We start from the raw sequence: 19,222 nt of genomic DNA on the forward strand, positions 1-19,222 counted from the left end.
GTGGACATACGCGTGTACCGCCCCGGCGAACTGACCGCCGCCGACCGGGTGGCGTGGTCGGCTCTGCAGTCGAAGGCCCATCTCAACGGCTCGCCCGAACTGGCGAACCCGTTCCTGTCACCGGAGTTCGCGCTCGCGGTGGGCCGTTGCCGGCGGGGTGTACGGATAGCGGTGGTCCGGGAGGACGGGGAGCCCGCGGCCTTCTTCCCGTTCCAGCGGGGCGCGAGTGGCGTCGGCCGGGCGATCGGTCTCGGCGTCTCGGACTGCCAGGGCGTGGTGCACCGGCCAGGGTTCAGCTGGGACGCCCGGGAGTTGCTGCGGGCCTGCGGGCTCGTGGTGTGGGAGTTCGATCACCTAGCCGAGGGCCAGACGCCGTTCGAGGCGGCGGCCACCGGCAGCTTCCCGTCCCCGGTCATGGACGTAGACCAGGGGTACGAGGCGTATCTGACCCAACTGCGCGCCCAGTCACCGAAGTTCACGAAGTCGACGCTGGCCAAGGAGCGCAAGCTCGGCCGGGATCACGGCGAGGTGCGCTATGTGCACGACGAGCGCGATCCCGCGGCGCTGCGCACACTGATGGCGTGGAAGTCGGCGCAGTACCGCAGGACCGGACGCAGCGACCGCTTCGCGCATGACTGGATCACCCGGCTGGTGTGGCAGCTGTTCCACAGCCGCTCCGAGTCGTTCGCCGGGATCCTGTCGGTGCTCTACGCGGACGGCAAGCCGATCGCCGCGCACTTCGGGCTGCGTTCCGAGCGTGTGCTGGCCTGCTGGTTCCCGGCGTACGATCCGGCATTCTCCAAATACTCCCCCGGGCTCATCCTGCATCTGCGCATGGCCGAGGCGGCAGCCGCCGACGGTATCGCCTATCTGGATCTGGGCCGGGGGCAGAAGGAATACAAGGACTCCCTGAAGACACGGGAACTCCTCGTGTCCGAAGGGCTGGTGACGCGCCGCCATCCGGTGGCACTCGGGCACCGGGCGCGACGTGCTCCGGTCCGGGCGCTGCGGAACACGGTGCTGGCGCGGCCGGAGTTGTTCGAGCCGGCCGACAAACTCCTCAAGCGGATGGGACAAATCCGTTCGAGGAATCGGGTAACGGCCAAACCAACGAAAACGTGAGGTCTCGTTACAGGTCTTGCCATAGCCGCACAATCGTCAATAACGTCATACGTCTTCATCCCGCATCGGTCTCCATCACTAAGCGGCTCTAGGGGAGGGCTCAAGGACCGCGATGGTTCCGGAGCGGGGCGCGGTAGGGGGGTGCCGTGCCCGGTGTCCACAAGTGGTGCCGGGGCGCGTGCCGCGCGACCGGCTGTTCCAGTCGGCCAGCTTTGCCAGCTCACCCGGCGTGTACGGAGCTCTATTTCGGCATGCCGTAAGTGAGAACCCCCCTTTCGAACCGGACAAAGAGCCGGACTGCCCAGGGGCGGGCGGTCCACCGGACGAGAGGGATCAGACTCATGAGTTCTTTTGTGCAGCCAGCGGTTTCGGGACAGGAACCGTCCACGGCCGGTCAGTACCGGCCCATCTCTTCTCACCTGGCGATCACGCCTCCGGTGAGTGTGGTGATTCCCGCCATGAACGAGGCGGAGAATCTCCCCTACGTGTTCAAGACACTGCCGGCGTGGATCCACGAAGTGGTTCTCGTCGACGGCAATTCCACCGACAACACCGTCGAAGTGGCCCGCGAACTGTGGCCGGACGTCAAGGTGGTGAAGCAGATCGGAAAGGGCAAGGGGGATGCCCTGATCACCGGCTTCGCGGCCTGCACCGGCGACATCATCGTGATGGTCGACGCGGACGGCTCGGCCGACGGCAACGAGATCGTGTCGTATGTCTCCGCGCTGGTCTCCGGGGCGGACTTCGCGAAGGGCTCGCGGTTCGCCAACGGCGGCGGCACGGACGACATGACGCCCATCCGCAAGCTGGGCAACTGGGCGCTGTGCACGGTCGTCAACCGCAAGTTCGGCGCCCGCTACACCGACCTGTGCTACGGCTACAACGCGTTCTGGCGGCACTGCCTCGACAAGATCGACCTCGACTGCACCGGCTTCGAGGTGGAGACCCTGATGAACATCCGGGTGGTCAAGGCCGGGCTGAAGGTGCAGGAGATACCGAGCCACGAGTATCTGCGGATCCACGGCGCGAGCAATCTGCGGGCCGTACGGGACGGGCTGCGGGTGCTCAAGGTGATTCTCAAGGAGCGCTCCAACCGGCGTTCGCTACGCCGTGCGCACGCGATCGCGCTCAACTCCACGCGAGGAGAGGTGTCTTGAGCACGATCGACATCTCGGTGGTGATCTGCGCCTACACCGAGGACCGCTGGGAGGACATCCTCGCGGCGGTCTCCTCGGTGCGGGCGCAGTCCCGGCCCGCCCTGGAGACGCTGCTGGTCGTGGACCACAACCAGGCACTCCTGGACCGGCTTTCGAAGGAGTACAAAGAGACGCGGGAGGTGCGGGTGCTCGCCAACGCGGGCCCCCGCGGCCTGTCCGCGGGCCGCAACACCGGCATCGCGGCCTCCCGCGGTGAGGTCATCGCGTTCCTCGACGACGACGCCGTCGCCGAGCGCGACTGGCTGTATCACTTCGCCGAGGCGTACACGGATCCGCGGGTGATGGCCGTCGGCGGGCGGACTTTTCCGATCTGGGCGTCGGGCCGGCGCCCGGCGTGGTTCCCGGAGGAGTTCGACTGGGTCGTCGGCTGTACGTACAAGGGGCTGCCGCCGGGGCGCGTACAGGTGCGGAACGTGCTGGGCGGCAACGCCTCGTTCCGCCGCAGCGCCTTCGACGTGGCGGGCGGCTTCGCGACCGGTATCGGGCGTGACGGCGACAAGCGTCCGCTGGGCTGTGAGGAGACGGAGCTGTGCATCCGCCTCACCCGCGCCCAGCCGGACGCGATCCTGCTGATCGACGACCGTGCGGTGATCCACCACCGGGTGCCCGAGGTGCGCGAGCACTTCGCGTACTTCCGCACGCGTACGTACGCGGAAGGCCTCTCGAAGGCCCTGGTCGCCCGAAGCGTCGGCGCCGACAAGGGCCTGGAGTCCGAACGCCGCTACACGACACGCGTCCTGCCGGCCGGGGTCGCCCGCGGCCTGCGCGACGCCCTCCTCGCCCGCCCCGGCGGCGCGGGCCGCGCCGGCGCCATCGTCGCCGGAGTGGTGACGGCGGCGGGCGGGTACGTACTCGGCAGCATCCGGGCACGCAGGGGTGGCGCCACGTTTTCGGTGGTGGAGATAGAGGGGGGTGGTTCCGTATGAGCACTCCCGTGCCCATCCTCATGTACCACGCCGTCTCCATCGTGCCCAACGAGGCGACCCGTGCGCTGTCCGTCGCGCCCGAGGCGTTCGCCGAGCAGATGGCTCTGCTGGACGAGCGCGGGTTCACGCCGGTCAACACCGCACAGCTGGCGGACAGTTGGCGTTCCGGGAGCCCGCTGCCAAAGCGTCCCGTCCTCGTCACCTTCGACGACGGTTACGAAGGCGTGCACCGGCATGCGTTGCCCGTGCTCGCCAAGCACGGCTTCGCGGCCACGCTGTTCGTCTCGACGGGCTGGCTGCGCGGCGCGTACGACAGCGGAGGCGCCCTGGACACGATGCTCGACTGGGACCAGGTGCGCGAACTCGCGGGCGCGGACGTCGAGATCGGCGGCCACAGCCATACGCATCCACAGCTCGACCAGCTCACGGACGAGGCACTGTGGTTCGAGCTGCTGCGCTGCAAGCAGATCATCGCCGACGAACTCGGCACCCGCCCCGCCTCGTTCGCGTACCCCTACGGCTACTCCAGCCGCCGGGTGCGCCGCACGGTGCGCGAGGCGGGCTTCGCCCAGTCCCTCGCGGTCGGCAACCGCCTGGCGAACCGCCGCCAGGGTCCGTACGCCCTGCAACGCGTCACCGTGCGCCGCGCCACCCGCATCGAGGAGTTCGAGCGGCTGGTCGAAGGCCAGGCGATCGCCCGCACCTTCGCCAGGGACCATGCCCTCACCAAGGGGTACGCCATGGTCCGCAGAGCACGCCAGATCCGCCGGAAGGCCATCCGTTCCCGTGTCTGACACGACCACAGCCCAGCCCGACACGCCCACGACCGAGGCGCCCGAGAAGCAGTCCGGCCGCCGGCTGAGGCTGCCCGGACTGGGCAGGGGTTCCAAGGGATCCGGAGGCAGCCCGCTGTTCCGGAACGCTTATGCCCTGATGCTCAACACCGGGATCTCCGCCGTCCTCGGCCTCGGCTACTGGCTGGCCGCCGCCCGCTATTACACCGAGGACGCGGTCGGCCAGGGCTCCGCCGCGATCGCCGCAATGAAGCTCCTCGCGGGCCTGACGGCTGTGACGCTGACGGGCGCCCTCGCCCGGTTCATCCCGGTCGCGGGACGTGACACCGGCCGCCTGATCTTCCGTACGTACGCGGGAAGTTCACTGGTCGTGGCGGTGGCGGCAGGCCTGTTCCTGCTGACGCTGGGTCTGTGGGGGCCCTCCTACCGCTTCCTGCACGATCCCCTGCACGCGCTGGTGTTCGTGCTGGCGGTGGTCGCCTGGTCGGTGCTCACCCTCCAGGACGGGGTGCTGACGGGGCTGCGCAGCGCGGTGTGGGTGCCGGTGGGCAACACGGTGTTCTCGGCGGTCAAGCTGATGCTGCTGGTGCTGTTCGCCGCCGCGATCCCCACGATGGGCGTGTTCGTGTCCTGGGTCGCGGCCATCGCGGTGTCCGTGCTGCCGCTGGGCTGGCTGGTGTTCCGGCGGCTGGTGCCCCGGCATGTGAAGGCGACCGAGGAGCACGCCCAGCCGCCGACGCTGAGGGAGATCGGCCGCTTCCTCGCGGGCGACTACACCGGCTCACTGTTCTCGCTCGCCGTGGTCTACCTCGTCCCGGTGATCGTCGCCGCGCAGGTCAGCTCCGCCGACAACGCGTACTTCTACATCGCGATCACCATCGGCGGCACCGTCAATCTGCTGGCCATCAACATGGGCGCCTCGCTCACCGTGGAGGGCTCGCACGACCCGGCTCGGCTCGCCGCGAACACCCGGGCCGCGCTGGTCCGGATGGCGCGGATCATGCTGCCGGTGGGCGCGATCCTGTTCTTCGGGGCGCCGTTCGTCCTGGGCGTGTTCGGCCAGGGGTACGCGGACGCGGCGACCCCGTTGCTGCGCTGGTTCGCGGTCGGCGGGGTGCTGCGGGTCGTCATGGAGACGTACTTCGCGGTGCTGCGCGCGCAGAGCCGTACCGCCGGACTCGCATGGCTGCAGGGCCTGTTGTGCGTGCTGGTGCTCGGTCTCACGGTGATTCTGCTTCCAACCATGGGCCTCACCGGTGCGGGCGTCGCGGAGGTCGCCGCCCTCGCGGTGATCGTGGCGATCGCCTCACCCAGGCTGTACCGGGTCATCAGGACCGCGCCGGCCGACGTGCCCGAGGACGCGGCGCCCGACGGCGACCTGGCCGACCTGGGCGCCCGCGAGGTCCCCGCGCCGAGCACGAGCGAGCCGAAGAAAGGCCGCGGCCCCGTCTGGGCGCAACGGCTCGACCAGGACACCCTGGCGCTCGGCGTGCACCTCGACTTCGACCACCAGGAGCGCCGGCCGGACGTACGCCCCGGGCCGGGGACACCGCCCACCGGGACGGCGGTGCAGTGGCCCGTTCCACCGGACCAACGGCCGGACCACGGGCCCGACGACGAACCGGACCATCGGCCGACCTGGGCTCTCAAGGCGTCCCTCCAACTCCCCGCGCCCCGCTCCGAGTTGGGCCTGCCCGTCGAGGAGCGCGAACCGGGCAGTGAGGCCTCCCTGGGCCCGGCCGAAGCCAAACCGGAGGCCACAGACTCCAGGGCCGAACCCGAGCCCGACGCCAAGCCGGAGTCCAAGCAGGAGGCCGAGGCACCGTCCTCCGGCACATCCGCACTCGTACGCCGGGAACGCGGGACCGGCGCGCCGTCCGAACCGCCACCGTCCCCGGCATCCACCCCGACCCCGTCCCCGTGGGAGCGGCTGCGGCCCACCCGCGTCGGCGTCGTCCTCAGCTGTCTGCTGACCGCTGCGCTCATCCTGTACTGGGTACCCGTGTTCGGCCTCGGCGAGCGGGATCTCGACCGGATGGGCGGGCTCGGCCTGGTGTCCGTCCTGCCCGTGCCCACGCTGGCCGGGGCCGCGCTGCTGGTCACGGTGTTCGCCTCGCTGCTCTGGCGCAGCCGCGAGCACCGAGGGCTGCTCCTGGTCACCCTGCTGGTCACCGTGGTGTCGCTGCACGCGCTGCCCGCAGTGATCGAGACGGAGCCACGGTTCGCGACGGCCTGGCAGCACCTCGGGTTCCTGGAGTACATCGACCGGACCGGTTCGGCCGTGCCCGACCTGGACGCACGCTGGAGCTGGCCGGGCTTCTTCGCGGCCGCCGCGTTCGTCGCGAAGGCCTGCGGGGTCGACGACCTCACGGAGGTCATCCGCTGGTGGCCGACGGCCATGCAACTCCTCTATCTGGCCCCGATGTTCCTCCTCGTACGCCATATGCGGGCGAGCTGGCGCGCCAAGTGGACCGGCGTATGGATCTTCGTGCTCAGCGGCTGGGTCGGCCAGGACTACTTCTCCCCGCAGGGCTTCACGTACCTGCTCTACATCGTCTTCGTGGCGATCCTGCTGGTGTGGTTCCGGGCGCCGCGCGTGCTGTGGACCAAGCGGCGGCCCGGCGAGCTGGAGGTCGAGCCGACCGACCGGCGCCAACGGGCCGTGCTGCTCATGGTGTTGATCGGCCTGTTCGCGGCGACGGTCCCGTCCCACCAGCTCACCCCGTTCGTGATGCTGGGCGTCCTCGCGGTCCTCGTCCTGGTGGGCCGCTCCGAACTGCGCGGACTGCCCATCCTGTTCGCCGTGATGGTCGCCGTCTGGGTGGGCTTCCTCGCCGAGCCGTACTGGCGGGGACACTTCGACGAGCTGTTCGGCGGGCTCGGCGGCGTCGGCGGCAATGTGTCGTCGTCGGTCTCCGGCCGTATCGAGGGCGGCAGTTCGACCCACCAACTCGTGCTGTACGCGCGCGTGGCGCTCGCCGGCTCGGTCATGGCGCTCGCCTGCTGGGGCTGGTGGCGGCGCCGCGACCACAAGTACCGCGAACGCTCCCTGCTCGTCCTCACCTTCGTACCGTTCCTGGGCTTCGGCATGCAGTCGTACGGCGGCGAAATGGCCCTGCGCGTCTTCATGTTCGCCCTGCCGGGCGCTGCCCTGCTCGCCGGACTCGCCCTCTTCCCGCGCACCGGGGTCACCGCGAAGGAACGCGAGCGCGACCAGCTCAGCCTCGCCCCCCTCGCCGCCCTGATGGCGGGCCTCGTCCTGGTCGGCGGCTTCCTGGTGGCCCGCTGGGGCAACGAGCCCTTCGAGCGGGTCCGGCCGGGCGAGATCGCGGCCATGGAGTACGTGTACGAGCACGACAAGCCGACCGCACGACTGCTGTGGCTGAGCGACGACCCGGTCAACACCGTGACGCCCGCGATGCCCTGGGGCGCGAGGGACATGGAGCGGGTGGAGTACGTTCCGACGCTCGCGCCGCCCGATCCCGTGCTGGTGTCCGGGCTGGTCAAGTCGCTCAAGGACGCGGGCCCGAACTCGTACCTCATGATCAACCGCAGCCAGGTGATCTCCCTCCAGATGGACGTGGGCTACTCGGCGAGCTGGGATACCCGGCTCATCCGCAACCTCGACGAACGCGAGGAACTGCGGAAGGTCTTCGTCAACAAGGACGCGACCGTGTACGCGATGCGCGAGCAGCCGGAGAGCAACGTCCCGAAAGCCGATCCCGGACCGATCGGTCCTCAGGTCACCTGGACACCCTGGTCGGTCGTGGGCGGACTCGCGGCGATCGCACTGCTCGTGCTGCTGACGACGCGCGAGGTGGTACGGGTGGCCGTCCGGCCGAGCGTGCGGCAACTGCAGTGGCTGCAGAGCAGCTTCTGGTTCTCCCTGCCGCTGCTGGCGGTGCTGCTGGCTTCGCTGGTGCAGCGGTTCTTGACGATGGCGTAGGGGCTGGAGCCGTGTCCATCCACACGCATGTCATGCGCTGCTTCAGCGTTGGAGATTTGGTGGCCGGGCGGGTCAGCCGTCCGGCCACCAGGTGCGTTGGATGTCCTTTCGGACTTCCGGGCGCTCGGCGGGGCGCGTGTCGGCCTCTTCCCGTACGCGGCGGGAGTCGGACTTCTTGAGGGGCTTCTGCAAGGTCACGCGGCGCATGGCTGCCTCCTTGGGTCTACCGGTATCGCGGTTGTATGGGTAGACCGTTCCGGGGAGCGTGACTCATCGATGGCCCTCTGTCTGTGGCGGCGGTCACCCCGAGGCCCGTGGTGTCCGTGGCGGTCGTCACGCTCGGGCCCGGCGTTGTCAGTGGTGGGTGTCACTCTGAGCACATGACGAGCAACAGTGAGCGCGAGACATGGGCCGGCGTCGACTGGGACGCCGAGTCCGCCACCTTCGACGAGGAGCCGGACCACGGGCTTCGCGACCCCGCCGTGCGCGAGGCATGGGCGGCCCGGCTGCGCGGCTGGCTGCCACGCGGCCCGTCCGACGTACTGGACCTGGGCTGCGGCACCGGCAGCCTGTCGCTTCTCGCCTCCGAGCAGCGCCATCGGGTCACCGGCGTCGACCTCTCGCCTCGCATGGTCGACCTGGCCCGCGCCAAGCTGGCCGGCCGCGATGCCGTCTTCCTTGTCGGCGACGCGGTCGCTCCGCCGGTCGGCGAGCAGCGGTTCGACGTCGTGCTCGTACGGCATGTGCTGTGGGCGTTGCCCGATCCCGAGCGTGTCCTGCGGCACTGGCGCGGGTTGCTCCGCCCCGGCGGACGGCTCGTCCTCATAGAGGGTGTGTGGGGGACGGTGAGCCCGGTGGGGATACCCGCCGACCGGCTGGCCGGGTTACTCGTGCCCCTGGTGTGGGACGTTCGTGTGGAGCGGCTGTCGGGCGAGGCGCTGCTGTGGGGGCGGGAGGTGGAGGACGAGCGGTATGCGGTGGTGGCGGTCGTCTGAGTGCTGAGCGTTGAGCCCTGCGGCTATGCGAGGAGTGCCTCGAAGTCGCCCTCGCGGGCCAGGAGTTCCAGCTCGTCCAGGGCGGCGACGGCGGCGGACGCGGCCTCGGGGTCCGTGTGCGTCAGGCCGCTCGCTGCGAATTCGTCCTCGTCCAGGCGCAGTACGGTCCTGCCGTCCGCGGAGCGCCAGAGGTCCAGGTCGAGGTCTTCCACGACCAGTTCGGTGCCGGAGAGTGTGGCCGGGCGGGTGATGTCGGTGTACCAGCCTTTGAGGGTGCCTGTGGAGTCGCGAACCTCCTTCACCGCATACCACCGGTCGCGCCAGTAGTACTCGGTGAAGATGTCGCCGGACTCGAACCGTACGAAGCCGAAGTCGCGGGTGACGCCGCCGAACCAGGGGGCGCGGACGGTGATCCGGGTGCCGTCGTCGGCGAGCAGTTCGGCGGCGTAACGGATCTTCGTACGGCCGCCCTTGACGAGGACGATGTCCAAGTGGCCGGTGGATTCAGCCGAGTTCGCGGACATGGTGCACCTCCGTGGCGCAGATCTCGTAGCCGAACCACTTGTTGATCGCGAGCATCGGGCCGTTGCCGGTGTCGTTGCCCGTGAACGCTTCTGTGCAGCCGACGGCTCGGGCGCGGTGCAGGGAGTCGTTCTTGGCGAGCTTGGCCAGGCCGCGGCCCCGGTGGGCGCGTGCGGTACCCGTCATTACGGTGCCGTACCGGGTGCCGCCGTCCGTGCGGGCCGCGCTGAAGGCGGCGGGGCGGCCGTCGACGACGGCGACCGAGGTCAGTTCGTGGCTGAGGAGGGGGTGGTGCCAGGTTTCGCGGAGCCAGGCCTCGTAGTCCGTGAACTCGTGCGTGATGTCGCTCGGTTCGTCCGCCAGCGTCTCGGCGTCCAGGTCGAACAGGGGGCGTGGGTCGTCTGCGAAGTCCGCGCCCGTGCGGAGTTCGATGTCCGCGGGTGTCTCCTGGAGGGGCGGCAGCGTGCCGTTCGCCAGGTCCAGGCGGAGGAAGTGCGCGGAGCGGCTTGGGTGATAGCCGCGCTTCTCTGCGAAGGTGCGGTTCGCGGGGGTGTCCGTTACGTAGGAGAAGAGCTTCGTCGCGCCGAGGGCGGTCAGGCGCTCCTCTGCCGTGCGCACGAGCAGGGAGCCGGCGCCTCGGCGCTCGCGCTCCGGGTGCACATACACGTTCAGGGAGCCCTGGCCCGGCTGAGGGCTGTCGTACACGAGGCTCACCTGGGCCGTGCCGATGAGTTCGCCGTTCTGCTCGGCGACCAGGGGCTGGAAGTGGGCGTCCGGATGGGCGTGCGCGACGTCGTAGGCGATGGACTCCGCCGTGCAGAGCATGAAGGGGAGGGCCAGCTGCCGGATCCGGGCGAAGCCCTCGGCGTCTGCGGGGCGGAAGTCGCGGACGATCACTGTCATGTCGTTGACGCTACGTGGGGGGTGTGGCTGGGTGCCTCTTATTTTCGTGAGGTGCGGGACAATCGGCTTGTGACGTTGAAGATCGACATCGATGACGGTGCGGGGGTTGCGCCCTACGAGCAGGTGCGCGCCCAGATTTCCGAGCAGGCGCGGGCTGGTGTGCTGCCGGTGGGGTATCGGTTGCCGACCGTGCGAGGGCTGGCCGAGTCGCTCGGCCTCGCCGCGAACACGGTCGCCAAGGCGTACCGGGCGCTCGAGTCGGACGGGGTCATCGAGACTCGGGGGCGCAACGGAACGTTTGTCGCGTCCGCGGGTTCGGCGGCTGAGCGCGAGGCGGCGTCCGCTGCTCGGGCTTATGCCGAGCGGGTCCGCCGCCTCGGGCTCGCCGAGGGGGTGGCGCTCGATGCCGTTCGGGATGCGCTGCGTGCGGTTTACGGGGACCGGGGGTAGGCGCTCCGCGGGTCGGCTGGTTCGTATGCTGCGGGTCCATCGTGGCTGGTCGCGCAGTTCCCCGCGCCCCTGAAGGGGCGCTCCCGGAACCGCTGGCCACCATGCTCACCAGCCACGACGAACCCCGCGCCCTCCCACCGGCGGGAGGGGCCGTGGGCCGGTGCGTCGTATGCCCGTCGCTTAGGTTCGGTCTCGGAGAACCAGGACCGTGTACCAACACCGGGCCGTACGCCCGGCCTGCGACGGGCTGACGCACCGGCCCACGGCCCCGACCCACCCACCGGCCCCAAAGGGGCGCGGGGAACTGCGCGAGCAACCACAACGAACCCGCACCCGCCCCACCGCCGGAGGCACCCCGCGGGGAACGGCGCGACCAGCCACCCACAACCCGCAGCCGAGACACGACCTGTCATTCCCGCCCCCTTGGGGCACCCCTTCACTGGGCGCTCAGTTGCTGCGGAGTTCGCGTTACCGTCAGGCCCGTTGCCCTTGCCAACCGGGCGAAAAGCAGGGCGTCCTGGACTGCTGCTGCGTGGGGGTCGTTGTTGAAGTACGTGTAGATCTGCTGGTTGTCGGGCCAGGTGGTTGCGATTCGGTGTGTCCAGGTCGCCAGGGAACGGCGGCCGTAGTGTGGCCAGTGGCTGGCTCGGCCTACGTGGAAGCGTAGGTAGCCCCAGTCTGTGGTGCGCCATAGCGGGGTTACCGGGCGGGAGAGGGCGTCGGCCCAGCAGAGGGCGGCGTGGTTGGACTCCAGTACCTCGCGTGTCTCGGGGGTCCACCAGGAGTCGTGGCGGGGTTCGACGGCTACTCGGGTACCGGGTGGGAAGCAGGCCAGGCAGGTGTCGAGGAGGGCCGGGTCGGCGTGCAGTGTGGGTGGGAGTTGGAGGAGGATCGGGCCCAGGCGGTCGCCGAGTCCGGTGGCGTGGGTCATCAGGCGGTGTACTGGTTCCTCGGGGTCCTGTAGGCGCTTGATGTGGGTCAGGAAGCGGCTCGCCTTGACGGAGATGACGAAGTCCGGCGGGGTGCGGTCGCGCCAGGACTCGAAGGTCTCCCGCGACGGCAGCCGGTAGAAGGCGTTGTTGATCTCGAGCGTGGCGAACCGTGCCGCGTACTCCTCCAGCCAGAGCCGCGTGGGCAGCCCGGCGGGGTACAGGACTCCGCGCCAGTCCTTGTACTGCCAGCCGGACGTGCCCACGAACAGAGTCATACCATCATCAAAGCACCAGGTGAGATAGCCGTGCGTGGCCTGAATATGTGGCCTACAGGTAGAGGCCCGCGTCCGCGCCCTCGCGCGCCCCCGGCACCGATGTCGGCGACGTGCCCCGGCGCAGGGCGTACAGCTCGGCCAGCGTCGCGCCCTCGCGGCCGATCCCTTCCTCCGTGCCCAGCCAGTTCACCGACTCGCGGTGGGTCAGCGGGCCGACCTCGATACGGGCCAGGCAGCGGCCGGGGCGGACGACGGCCGGGTGGAGGCGCTCCAGGTCCTCGTTCGTCGTCACGCCGACCAGGACGTTGCGGCCCTGACCGAGCAGGCCGTCCGTGAGGTTGAGCAGGCGCGACAGCGCCTGGCCCGCGGTGTGCTTGGCCTCGCCGCGGATCAGCTCGTCGCAGTCCTCCAGCAGCAGAAGCCGCCAGCGGCCCTTGGCGGTGCCGTCGTCCTCGCCGATCGCGATGTCCATCAGATAGCCGACGTCGGAGAAGAGGCGCTCCGGGTCGAGGACGCAGTCCACCTGGCACCAGTCGCGCCAGGAGCGGGCCAGGGTGCGCAGCGCCGACGTCTTGCCCGTACCGGGCGGGCCGTGCAGCAGGAGCAGACGGCCCGCGATGTCCTCCGGGGTCGTCTTCATCAGGTGATCCATTGCGTCCGCGACCGGTGCCGTGTAGTTCGGGCGGATCTCGTCCCACGTACCCGCCGAGATCTGCCGGGTCGTACGGTGCGGGCCGCGCCTGGGCGAGACGTACCAGAAGCCCATCGTCACGTTCTCCGGCTGCGGCTCGGGCTCGTCCTCCGCACCGTCCGTGGCCTGGCCGAGCACCTTCGCGGCCAGCTCCTCGCTGGTCGCGGTGACCGTGACATCGGCACCGCGGTTCCAGCGCGAGATGAGCACCGTCCAGCCGTCGCCCTCGGCGAGCGTCGCGCTGCGGTCGTCGTCGCGGGCGGACCGCAACACCTTGGCGCCCGGCGGCAACAGTGTCGCCCCGGACCGTACGCGGTCGATGTTCACCGCGTGCGAGTGCGGCTGCTCGCCCGTCGCGAAGCGGCCGAGGAACAGCGCGTCGACGACGTCCGACGGAGAGTCGCTGTCGTCGACGTTGAGCCGGATCGGCAGTGCGTCGTGTGGGTTCACAGACATGTCGCCATGATCCGTCACGCGCGCGTCCCATGCACCCGGTTTCCGTGGAGGACCCCGAGTGTCCGGTGTGCGCCGGCCTCCTCGTGTATCCCCTCCGTCCTGTTACGAGGCTGTGCACCGGAACCCATCCCAACCACCCATCCCCGCCACTACTGTTGTCCTTGATGGGACGTCATGGGTGGAATTCGGGGGCACGGCGGTGGCGGCTCACCGCGCTGCTCGGTGTGGGCGCGGCGGCACTGGCTCTGGTACTGACCTTGATCAACACGCTGCCCGGGGACGGTGGAAGCGCCGCCGGTACGACCCGTGACGGCGACAAGGTGCACGGCACGCCCGCCGTTCCTCCCGAGGAGACGCGACCGGACGTCGGCTGGGGCTTCACCCACACCCAGTTCAGCGCCGACGAGGGCAGCGGCGCCGCCACGCGGCGGGTGGCGGAGCGCCTCGGGGAGCAGCCGCTGCCGCAGATCCAGCACATCATGGGCTGGGGCGCCGACAATCCCGAGCCGGTCAAGGGACGTTACGACTTCGAGGACATGGACCGGCGCATCGACTTCGTCCGGGAGTCGGGCGGCACTCCGGTGGTCACCCTGTGCTGTGCTCCGGACTGGATGAAGGGCGGCAAGTCAGGGACCGACAACACCAATTGGAGCCAGCAGGCCCTGGAGACCGCCCCGCGGCCCGAGCACTTCGACGACTACGCCGCGCTCGCCGCGACCGTCGCCAAGCGCTATCCGGACGTACGCCACTTCATCGTCTGGAACGAGTTCAAGGGCTTCTGGAACGACGCCGAGGCCCGCTGGGACTACGAGGGTTACACCGAGCTCTACAACCTCGTCTACAAGGCGCTCAAGGCTGTCAACGAGGACATCCAGGTCGGCGGCCCGTACCTGGTGATGGACAGCCTCGACCCGCGCCAGACGGAAGATGCCTCGCCCACGGTGAAGGGTCCGTGGGGCGCCATGGACCAGCGGGTCCTCGACGCCTTCGACTACTGGAACAAGAACAAGACGGGCGCGGACTTCGTCGTCGTGGACGGCTCCAGTTACACCAGGGACGACGAGCTGCTGCCCGATGAGTTCGCCGCCACCGACAAGTTCACCGTCGTCAGCCGCTGGGTGCGCGAGCGGACCGGCGATCTGCCGCTGTGGTGGGCCGAGTACTACGTCGAACCGTCCGACGCCGACGACGAGCGGGACGACTGGTCCGAGACCCACCGCGGCGCCGTCCAGGCCTCCGGAATGATCGCGATGGCCCGCGGCGGCACCACCTCCGCCTTCTACTGGAACCCCGAGAAGGAGAAGGGCGCCGACTGCGCCGGCTGCCTGTGGACGCCCACCGACAGCGCCGACGGCGGCAAGGCCCTGCCGATGCTCGACCTCGTCTCCCGCTTCAACAGGGAGTTCCCGCCGGGCACGGAGTACGAGCAGGTGTCCGTCGCCGTCGGCAGCGCGCCGGACGTACGGGTTCTCGCCGACGACAAGGCGGTCCTCGTGGTGAACACTCTCGACCGGAAGATCAGTACCGAGGTCGACGGCGAGCGGTTCGACCTGGGCGCGTACGAGGTGAAGTGGCTGACCCGCTGAACCACCAGGTCTCCAGCGCCGAAGCGATGAGAACTGTCAGGGCGCCAGCCGCTTGCGGTAGTGGAGCCGGTCGTACGGCCCTTCCACACGACGCTCCATGATCTCGTACCCGTACCTCGGATAGAGCTTTTGGTTCTCCCACATCATCGCGTTCGTATAGAGCCTGACCTCTGCCAGGCCGAGCGCACGCGCGCGTGCGTCCACGAACGCGAGCAGCCGCCGCCCGACGCCCTGCCCGTGGGCGTCCGGGTGGACGGCGATGATGTCGAGGTACAGATGATCCTCGTGGGCCTCCAGGACCAGGAGGCCCACGATCGGATCCCCGGTGACGTACACCCGCCTCGCCGCGATGTTCGCCGCGTGGTCCGCCTCCATCGGCACGGGTACGACCCCGATGCGCTCGATGTAGGGCTGGAACGCCGCGTCGATCACGGCCTTCACGGCGGGCTCGTCGCCGGCTTCGGCGAGGCGGATGTCGTCAGTCGTGCCTGCGGTCATACCTGCGTCATACCTGCGGTCATGCCTGAACGCTACGCCGCCGTACGACCAGTTTCCTCAGCAGTGGCCAGCCGAGGATCAGCAGGATCACGGCGTACACCGTGATCGCGAAGGGCGTGTTGACCAGTCCGCTGACGCTGCCGTCGCTGATCTGCAGGGCGCGGCGCAGCTGTTGCTCGGCGTTGGGGCCGAGGATGACGCCGATGACTGCGGGCAGGATCGGCAGGCCGTAGCGCCGCATGCCGAAGCCGATGAGGCCGATGATCAGCAGGGTGACGAGATCGATGACCTCGCCGCCGACCGCGTACGCACCGACGGCCGCGAAGAACATGATCCCCGCGTACAGGTACGGGCGTGGGATGCGCAGCAGCTTCGCCCACACCGGAGCCAGTGGCAGGTTGAGCGCGAGCAGCAGCACCATGCCGACGAACAGGGAGGCGATCAGGCCCCACACCAGGTCGGGTTCGCGCTCGAAGAGCAGTGGCCCGGGCTGGATGCCGTACTGCTGGAAGGCGGCCAGCATCACCGCCGCGACCGCCGTGGTCGGCAGGCCGAGGGTGAGCATCGACACCAGCGTGCCCGCCGCCGAGGCCGATGCCGCCGACTCCGGTCCCGCGACGCCCTCGATGGCGCCCTTGCCCCACTCGTCCTTGTGCTTCGACAGCCGCTTCTCGGTGACGTACGAGAGGAAGGTGGGGATCTCTGCGCCACCCGCCGGGATGGCGCCGAACGGGAAGCCGATGGCCGGGCCGCGCAGCCAGGACTTCCAGGTGCGGTTCACATCGGCGCGCCCCAGCCACGGACGGCCCACGGGGATCGGCTCGGGCGGCCTGCGCCGCAAGTGGGCGGCCACCCACAGGGCCTCGCCGATCGCGAAGAGTCCGACCGCGACGATCACCACGTCGATGCCGTCGGCGAGTTGGAGCGAGCCGAAGGTGAGGCGCTGCTGTCCGGTCATCTGGTCCAGGCCGACCAGGCCGAGGGTGAGCCCGATCAGCAGGGACGCGAGACCGCGGATACGCGATGAACCGAGCACGGAGGTCACGGCGATGAACGCGAGGACCATGATGGCGAAGTAGTCGGGCGCGCCGATGTCGACGGCGAGGTCGGCGACGGTCGGGGCGAGCGCGACCAGCAGGATCGTGCCGATCATGCCGCCCGCGAAGTGGCCGATGGCGGCGGCCGCGAGCGCCTGTGCGCCGCGCCCCGACTTGGCCATCGGGTTGCCCTCCATGGCCGCGACCACGGCGGCGCTCTCACCAGGGGTGTTGAGCAGGATGGAGGTCGTGGAGCCGCCGAACATCGCGCCGTAGTAGATGCCCGCGAACATGATGAACGCGCCGATCGGTTCGAGCCCGTACGTCACGGGAAGCAGCAGCGCGACCGCCATCGCGGGCCCGATGCCCGGCAGCACACCGATGGCCGTCCCGAGGAGCACGCCGATGGCCGCCCACAGCAGGTTCAGCGGGGTGAGGGCCGTACCGAAGCCGTCCAGCAGGGAGTTGAGGGCATCCATGTCACAGCACTCCCATCAGGGGGCCGCCGGGCAGCGGCACTCCGAGCAGGTTGTTGAAGACGGCGTAGGTGACGAAGGAGAGTCCGGCGGCGATCAGCGGGTCGCGGTCGATGCGCCGACTGCCGAGCGCGAAGGCGGCTCCCCAGAAGAGCAGGGCGCCCGCGATGGGGAAGCCGAGCGGTTCGATGAGGACGGCGGTGGCGAGGAAGATCCCGGCCAGGAGCGTCACCGTGCGCCAGTCGGCGGGTTCGGAGAGGTCGATGTCCTCGCCGGTCTCGGCCTGGCCGCGTCCGCCGCGCAGTACGTCGACGGCGAGCAGGGCGGCGATGACCAGCAGGCCGATGCCGACGACGATCGGTACGGTCTTGGGTCCGATGGGGCCGCGCTGGGCGATGTCGACGTCCATGGTGAGCGCGTCGGTCAGGACGAGCACGCCGAGGGCCAGCAGCAGGACGCAGACGCCGAGTTCGGAGTGTTCGCGCAGCCAGGACCTGCGCTCCGGAGCCTCGGTCTCCTTGGTCTCGGTGGTGGCGGTCACAGCCCCAGCTCCTTCAGTACGGACACCACGCGCTTGTCCTCGGCGTTCAGGAACGCACCGAACTTGTCGCCGGTCAGGAAGGCGTCGTCCCAGCCGTTCTTCTTCAGGGACTCCTGCCACTCCGGGGAGTCGTGCAGTTCGCTGATCAGGCTGGTGAGTTTGTCGCGCTCGGCCTCGGAGAGGCCGGGCGGGGCGACGATGCCGCGCCAGTTGGTGAAGTTCACGTCGTAGCCGGCTTCTTTGAGCGTGGGCGCGTCGAGGTCGTCGACCCTCTTGGGTCCCGTGACCGCGAGCAGCCGCAGCTCTCCCGACTTGATCTGGTCGAGGTACTCGCCGACGCCCGAGACGCCGAACGCGACCTTGTTGCCGAGGATCGAGGCGAGCAGCTCGCCACCGCCGTCGAAGGGCACGTAGTTGACGTCCTTCGGAGCGATCCCGGCCGCGCGCGCCATCAGCATCGGCGCCAGATGGTCGGGCCCGCCGGGTGAGGAACCGCCGCCGACGGGCAGCTTGCCCGGGTCGTTCTTCCAGGCCTCGATCAGCTCGTCGATGGTCTTGTACGGGGAGTCCTTGGCGACCACGACGACGTCCTGCTCCTCGGTGAGCCGGGCGATCGGGGTGGTGTCGCCGAGGGTCTTGGGCGCGTCGTTGGAGCGGGCGGCCCCGACGACGCCGAGGCCCATGGACATGGCGAGTTTTCCGTTGCCGTGCTCGCCGACGAGCCGGGTGAGGCCGACGGTGCCGCCGGCGCCGGGCAGGTTGAACACCTCGATGTTGTGGGTGAGTCCGGCGTCCTCGGCGTTCTTGGCGGCGGTACGGGCCGTGATGTCGTAGCCGCCGCCGGGCGTGTTGGGGACCATGAAGCGCAGGCCCGGGATCTGGGTGCCGGTCTCGGCGCCGCTGCCCGTGGTGAGCAGCGGCGGTCCCGCGAGCAGGAGAACAGCGGCCCCGAGCAGGGCCAGGGGAGTGCGCAGGCGCACGTGAGCCACCACCTGTCGGTACGTCGGTTTGAGTACGGTTCAGTACGTCAGAGCCCTGTGGGGATGTGAGGTGGCCCACATGTTGCCCGTGTGTTAACGAGCTGTCTCCCTTCCGGAACCAAGGAACGTTGTGGTCCTTGTGGTCGCGCGCTTAGCCTTCGGCCGTGACAAAGGTGCTGGTCGTGGATGACGACTTCATGGTCGCCAAGCTGCACAGCCGGTATGTGTCCGCGACGGACGGGTTCACGGTCGTCGGGGTGGCGCACAGCGGCGCCGAAGCGCTGCGCGCAGTGGAGCGGCTGCGCCCCGATCTCGTACTCCTCGACGTCTATCTGCCCGACATGGACGGCATCGGCGTACTGCGCGAGCTGCGCGCCGCGGAGGAACGCGATCCCGAACGCGAGCCGGTGGACGTCCTGTTCATCACGGCGGCCCGGGACGCCGAGATCGTGCGGGCGGCGCTGCGCGCGGGAGCCCTGCACTATCTGCTCAAGCCGTTCAACCGGGCTGCTTTGCAGGAGCAGTTGCGCCACGTCGCCGCGCTGCGTGCCCGCCTGGACGGGCTCGACGAGGCCCGCCAGCAGGACGTCGACCAGATCTTCGGCACCCGTCCGCCCGGTTCCCGCGAGCTGCCCAAAGGCCTCGCCGCCCACACCGCGGAGCTGGTCGAGCGCACCCTGCGCGCCCACCCGGAGGGCCTGTCCGCCTCGGAGTGCGCCCAGGAGGGCACCTTGTCGCGGGTGAGCGCCCGCCGCTATCTCGAGTACTTCGCGGACACGGGCCGAGCCGAGGTGACACTCCGGTACGGAGGGGCGGGGCGGCCGGAGCGGCGCTATCGCTGGGTGGGCTGACCTGATCGCAGCGACGGGCCACCG

At 69.7% G+C, this 19,222-nt stretch carries 18 protein-coding genes; 9 read left to right on the forward strand and 9 right to left on the reverse strand.

Features of this window, described 5'->3' with window-relative positions; genetic code table 11:
• The 5 genes from ACYVO6_RS02055 to ACYVO6_RS02075 all read left to right on the forward strand — a co-directional run bounded on the left by ACYVO6_RS02055 (position 1) and on the right by ACYVO6_RS02075 (position 8,005).
• Positions 1-1,122: a GNAT family N-acetyltransferase gene (locus ACYVO6_RS02055; RefSeq protein WP_461056634.1), complete on the forward strand. Its 1,122-nt coding sequence runs from the start codon at positions 1-3 to the stop codon at positions 1,120-1,122.
• A gap of 341 nt (positions 1,123-1,463) precedes the next feature.
• Positions 1,464-2,279 carry a glycosyltransferase family 2 protein gene (locus tag ACYVO6_RS02060; RefSeq protein WP_461056635.1) on the forward strand — a complete coding sequence of 272 codons (816 nt, stop codon included), beginning with the start codon at positions 1,464-1,466 and terminating at the stop codon, positions 2,277-2,279.
• Positions 2,276-3,265, forward strand: a complete 990-nt coding sequence (locus tag ACYVO6_RS02065) for a glycosyltransferase family 2 protein (protein ID WP_461056636.1) — start codon at positions 2,276-2,278, stop codon at positions 3,263-3,265. The genes ACYVO6_RS02060 and ACYVO6_RS02065 overlap by 4 nt, the downstream gene beginning before the upstream one ends.
• On the forward strand, positions 3,262-4,059 hold the full coding sequence (locus ACYVO6_RS02070) for a polysaccharide deacetylase family protein (protein ID WP_461056637.1): 798 nt from the start codon (positions 3,262-3,264) through the stop codon (positions 4,057-4,059). The genes ACYVO6_RS02065 and ACYVO6_RS02070 overlap by 4 nt, the downstream gene beginning before the upstream one ends.
• Complete coding sequence (locus ACYVO6_RS02075) at positions 4,052-8,005, forward strand: lipopolysaccharide biosynthesis protein (protein WP_461056638.1); 3,954 nt, start codon at positions 4,052-4,054, stop codon at positions 8,003-8,005. The genes ACYVO6_RS02070 and ACYVO6_RS02075 overlap by 8 nt, the downstream gene beginning before the upstream one ends.
• Positions 8,006-8,077: 72 nt before the next feature.
• Here the strand turns inward: ACYVO6_RS02075 and ACYVO6_RS02080 are convergent, their stop codons facing one another.
• Positions 8,078-8,212, reverse strand: coding sequence for a hypothetical protein (locus ACYVO6_RS02080; RefSeq protein ID WP_106972494.1), 135 nt, complete (start codon positions 8,210-8,212; stop codon positions 8,078-8,080).
• 173 nt (positions 8,213-8,385) lie between these two features.
• Here ACYVO6_RS02080 and ACYVO6_RS02085 point away from each other — a divergent pair, with 173 nt between their 5' ends.
• Positions 8,386-9,000, forward strand: coding sequence for a class I SAM-dependent methyltransferase (locus tag ACYVO6_RS02085; RefSeq protein WP_461056639.1), 615 nt, complete (start codon positions 8,386-8,388; stop codon positions 8,998-9,000).
• A gap of 23 nt (positions 9,001-9,023) precedes the next feature.
• On the opposite strand, the gene ACYVO6_RS02090 is transcribed toward ACYVO6_RS02085, so the two are convergent.
• Together ACYVO6_RS02090 and ACYVO6_RS02095 are read right to left on the reverse strand one after the other, a co-directional pair.
• Positions 9,024-9,524, reverse strand: a complete 501-nt coding sequence (locus ACYVO6_RS02090; protein ID WP_461056640.1) for a ribonuclease FAU-1 family protein — start codon at positions 9,522-9,524, stop codon at positions 9,024-9,026.
• Positions 9,505-10,425: a GNAT family N-acetyltransferase gene (locus ACYVO6_RS02095; protein WP_461056641.1), complete on the reverse strand. Its 921-nt coding sequence runs from the start codon at positions 10,423-10,425 to the stop codon at positions 9,505-9,507. The genes ACYVO6_RS02090 and ACYVO6_RS02095 overlap by 20 nt, the downstream gene beginning before the upstream one ends.
• 69 nt (positions 10,426-10,494) lie before the next feature.
• Here ACYVO6_RS02095 and ACYVO6_RS02100 point away from each other — a divergent pair, with 69 nt between their 5' ends.
• The gene (locus tag ACYVO6_RS02100; RefSeq protein WP_461056642.1) at positions 10,495-10,875 is read left to right on the forward strand and encodes a GntR family transcriptional regulator; all 381 of its coding nucleotides are present in this window, start codon (positions 10,495-10,497) and stop codon (positions 10,873-10,875) included.
• A 436-nt stretch (positions 10,876-11,311) separates the two neighbouring features.
• Here ACYVO6_RS02100 and ACYVO6_RS02105 read toward each other — a convergent pair whose 3' ends face one another.
• Together ACYVO6_RS02105 and ACYVO6_RS02110 are read right to left on the reverse strand one after the other, a co-directional pair.
• A complete protein-coding gene (locus ACYVO6_RS02105) occupies positions 11,312-12,082 on the reverse strand; it encodes a DUF72 domain-containing protein (RefSeq protein WP_461056643.1) in 771 nt (256 codons plus the stop codon).
• Between the two features lie 52 nt (positions 12,083-12,134).
• Positions 12,135-13,229, reverse strand: a complete 1,095-nt coding sequence (locus ACYVO6_RS02110; RefSeq protein ID WP_461056644.1) for a DUF5925 domain-containing protein — start codon at positions 13,227-13,229, stop codon at positions 12,135-12,137.
• 164 nt (positions 13,230-13,393) lie between these two features.
• Here ACYVO6_RS02110 and ACYVO6_RS02115 point away from each other — a divergent pair, with 164 nt between their 5' ends.
• On the forward strand, positions 13,394-14,815 hold the full coding sequence (locus ACYVO6_RS02115) for a GH39 family glycosyl hydrolase (RefSeq protein WP_461056645.1): 1,422 nt from the start codon (positions 13,394-13,396) through the stop codon (positions 14,813-14,815).
• A 36-nt stretch (positions 14,816-14,851) separates the two neighbouring features.
• On the opposite strand, the gene ACYVO6_RS02120 is transcribed toward ACYVO6_RS02115, so the two are convergent.
• From ACYVO6_RS02120 to ACYVO6_RS02135, 4 genes are read right to left on the reverse strand one after another with little or no spacing between them, the layout of a single operon-like run.
• Positions 14,852-15,313 carry a GNAT family N-acetyltransferase gene (locus tag ACYVO6_RS02120; protein ID WP_461056646.1) on the reverse strand — a complete coding sequence of 154 codons (462 nt, stop codon included), beginning with the start codon at positions 15,311-15,313 and terminating at the stop codon, positions 14,852-14,854.
• A 19-nt stretch (positions 15,314-15,332) separates the two neighbouring features.
• Complete coding sequence (locus ACYVO6_RS02125) at positions 15,333-16,829, reverse strand: tripartite tricarboxylate transporter permease (RefSeq protein ID WP_461056647.1); 1,497 nt, start codon at positions 16,827-16,829, stop codon at positions 15,333-15,335.
• A 1-nt stretch (position 16,830) separates the two neighbouring features.
• The gene (locus ACYVO6_RS02130; protein WP_461056648.1) at positions 16,831-17,367 is read right to left on the reverse strand and encodes a tripartite tricarboxylate transporter TctB family protein; all 537 of its coding nucleotides are present in this window, start codon (positions 17,365-17,367) and stop codon (positions 16,831-16,833) included.
• Complete coding sequence (locus ACYVO6_RS02135; protein WP_461056726.1) at positions 17,364-18,347, reverse strand: Bug family tripartite tricarboxylate transporter substrate binding protein; 984 nt, start codon at positions 18,345-18,347, stop codon at positions 17,364-17,366. The genes ACYVO6_RS02130 and ACYVO6_RS02135 overlap by 4 nt, the downstream gene beginning before the upstream one ends.
• A gap of 164 nt (positions 18,348-18,511) precedes the next feature.
• Here ACYVO6_RS02135 and ACYVO6_RS02140 point away from each other — a divergent pair, with 164 nt between their 5' ends.
• Positions 18,512-19,198 carry a response regulator gene (locus ACYVO6_RS02140; protein WP_461056649.1) on the forward strand — a complete coding sequence of 229 codons (687 nt, stop codon included), beginning with the start codon at positions 18,512-18,514 and terminating at the stop codon, positions 19,196-19,198.
• Positions 19,199-19,222 lie beyond the last annotated feature (24 nt).

This window comes from Streptomyces pseudoechinosporeus, assembly GCF_054783935.1.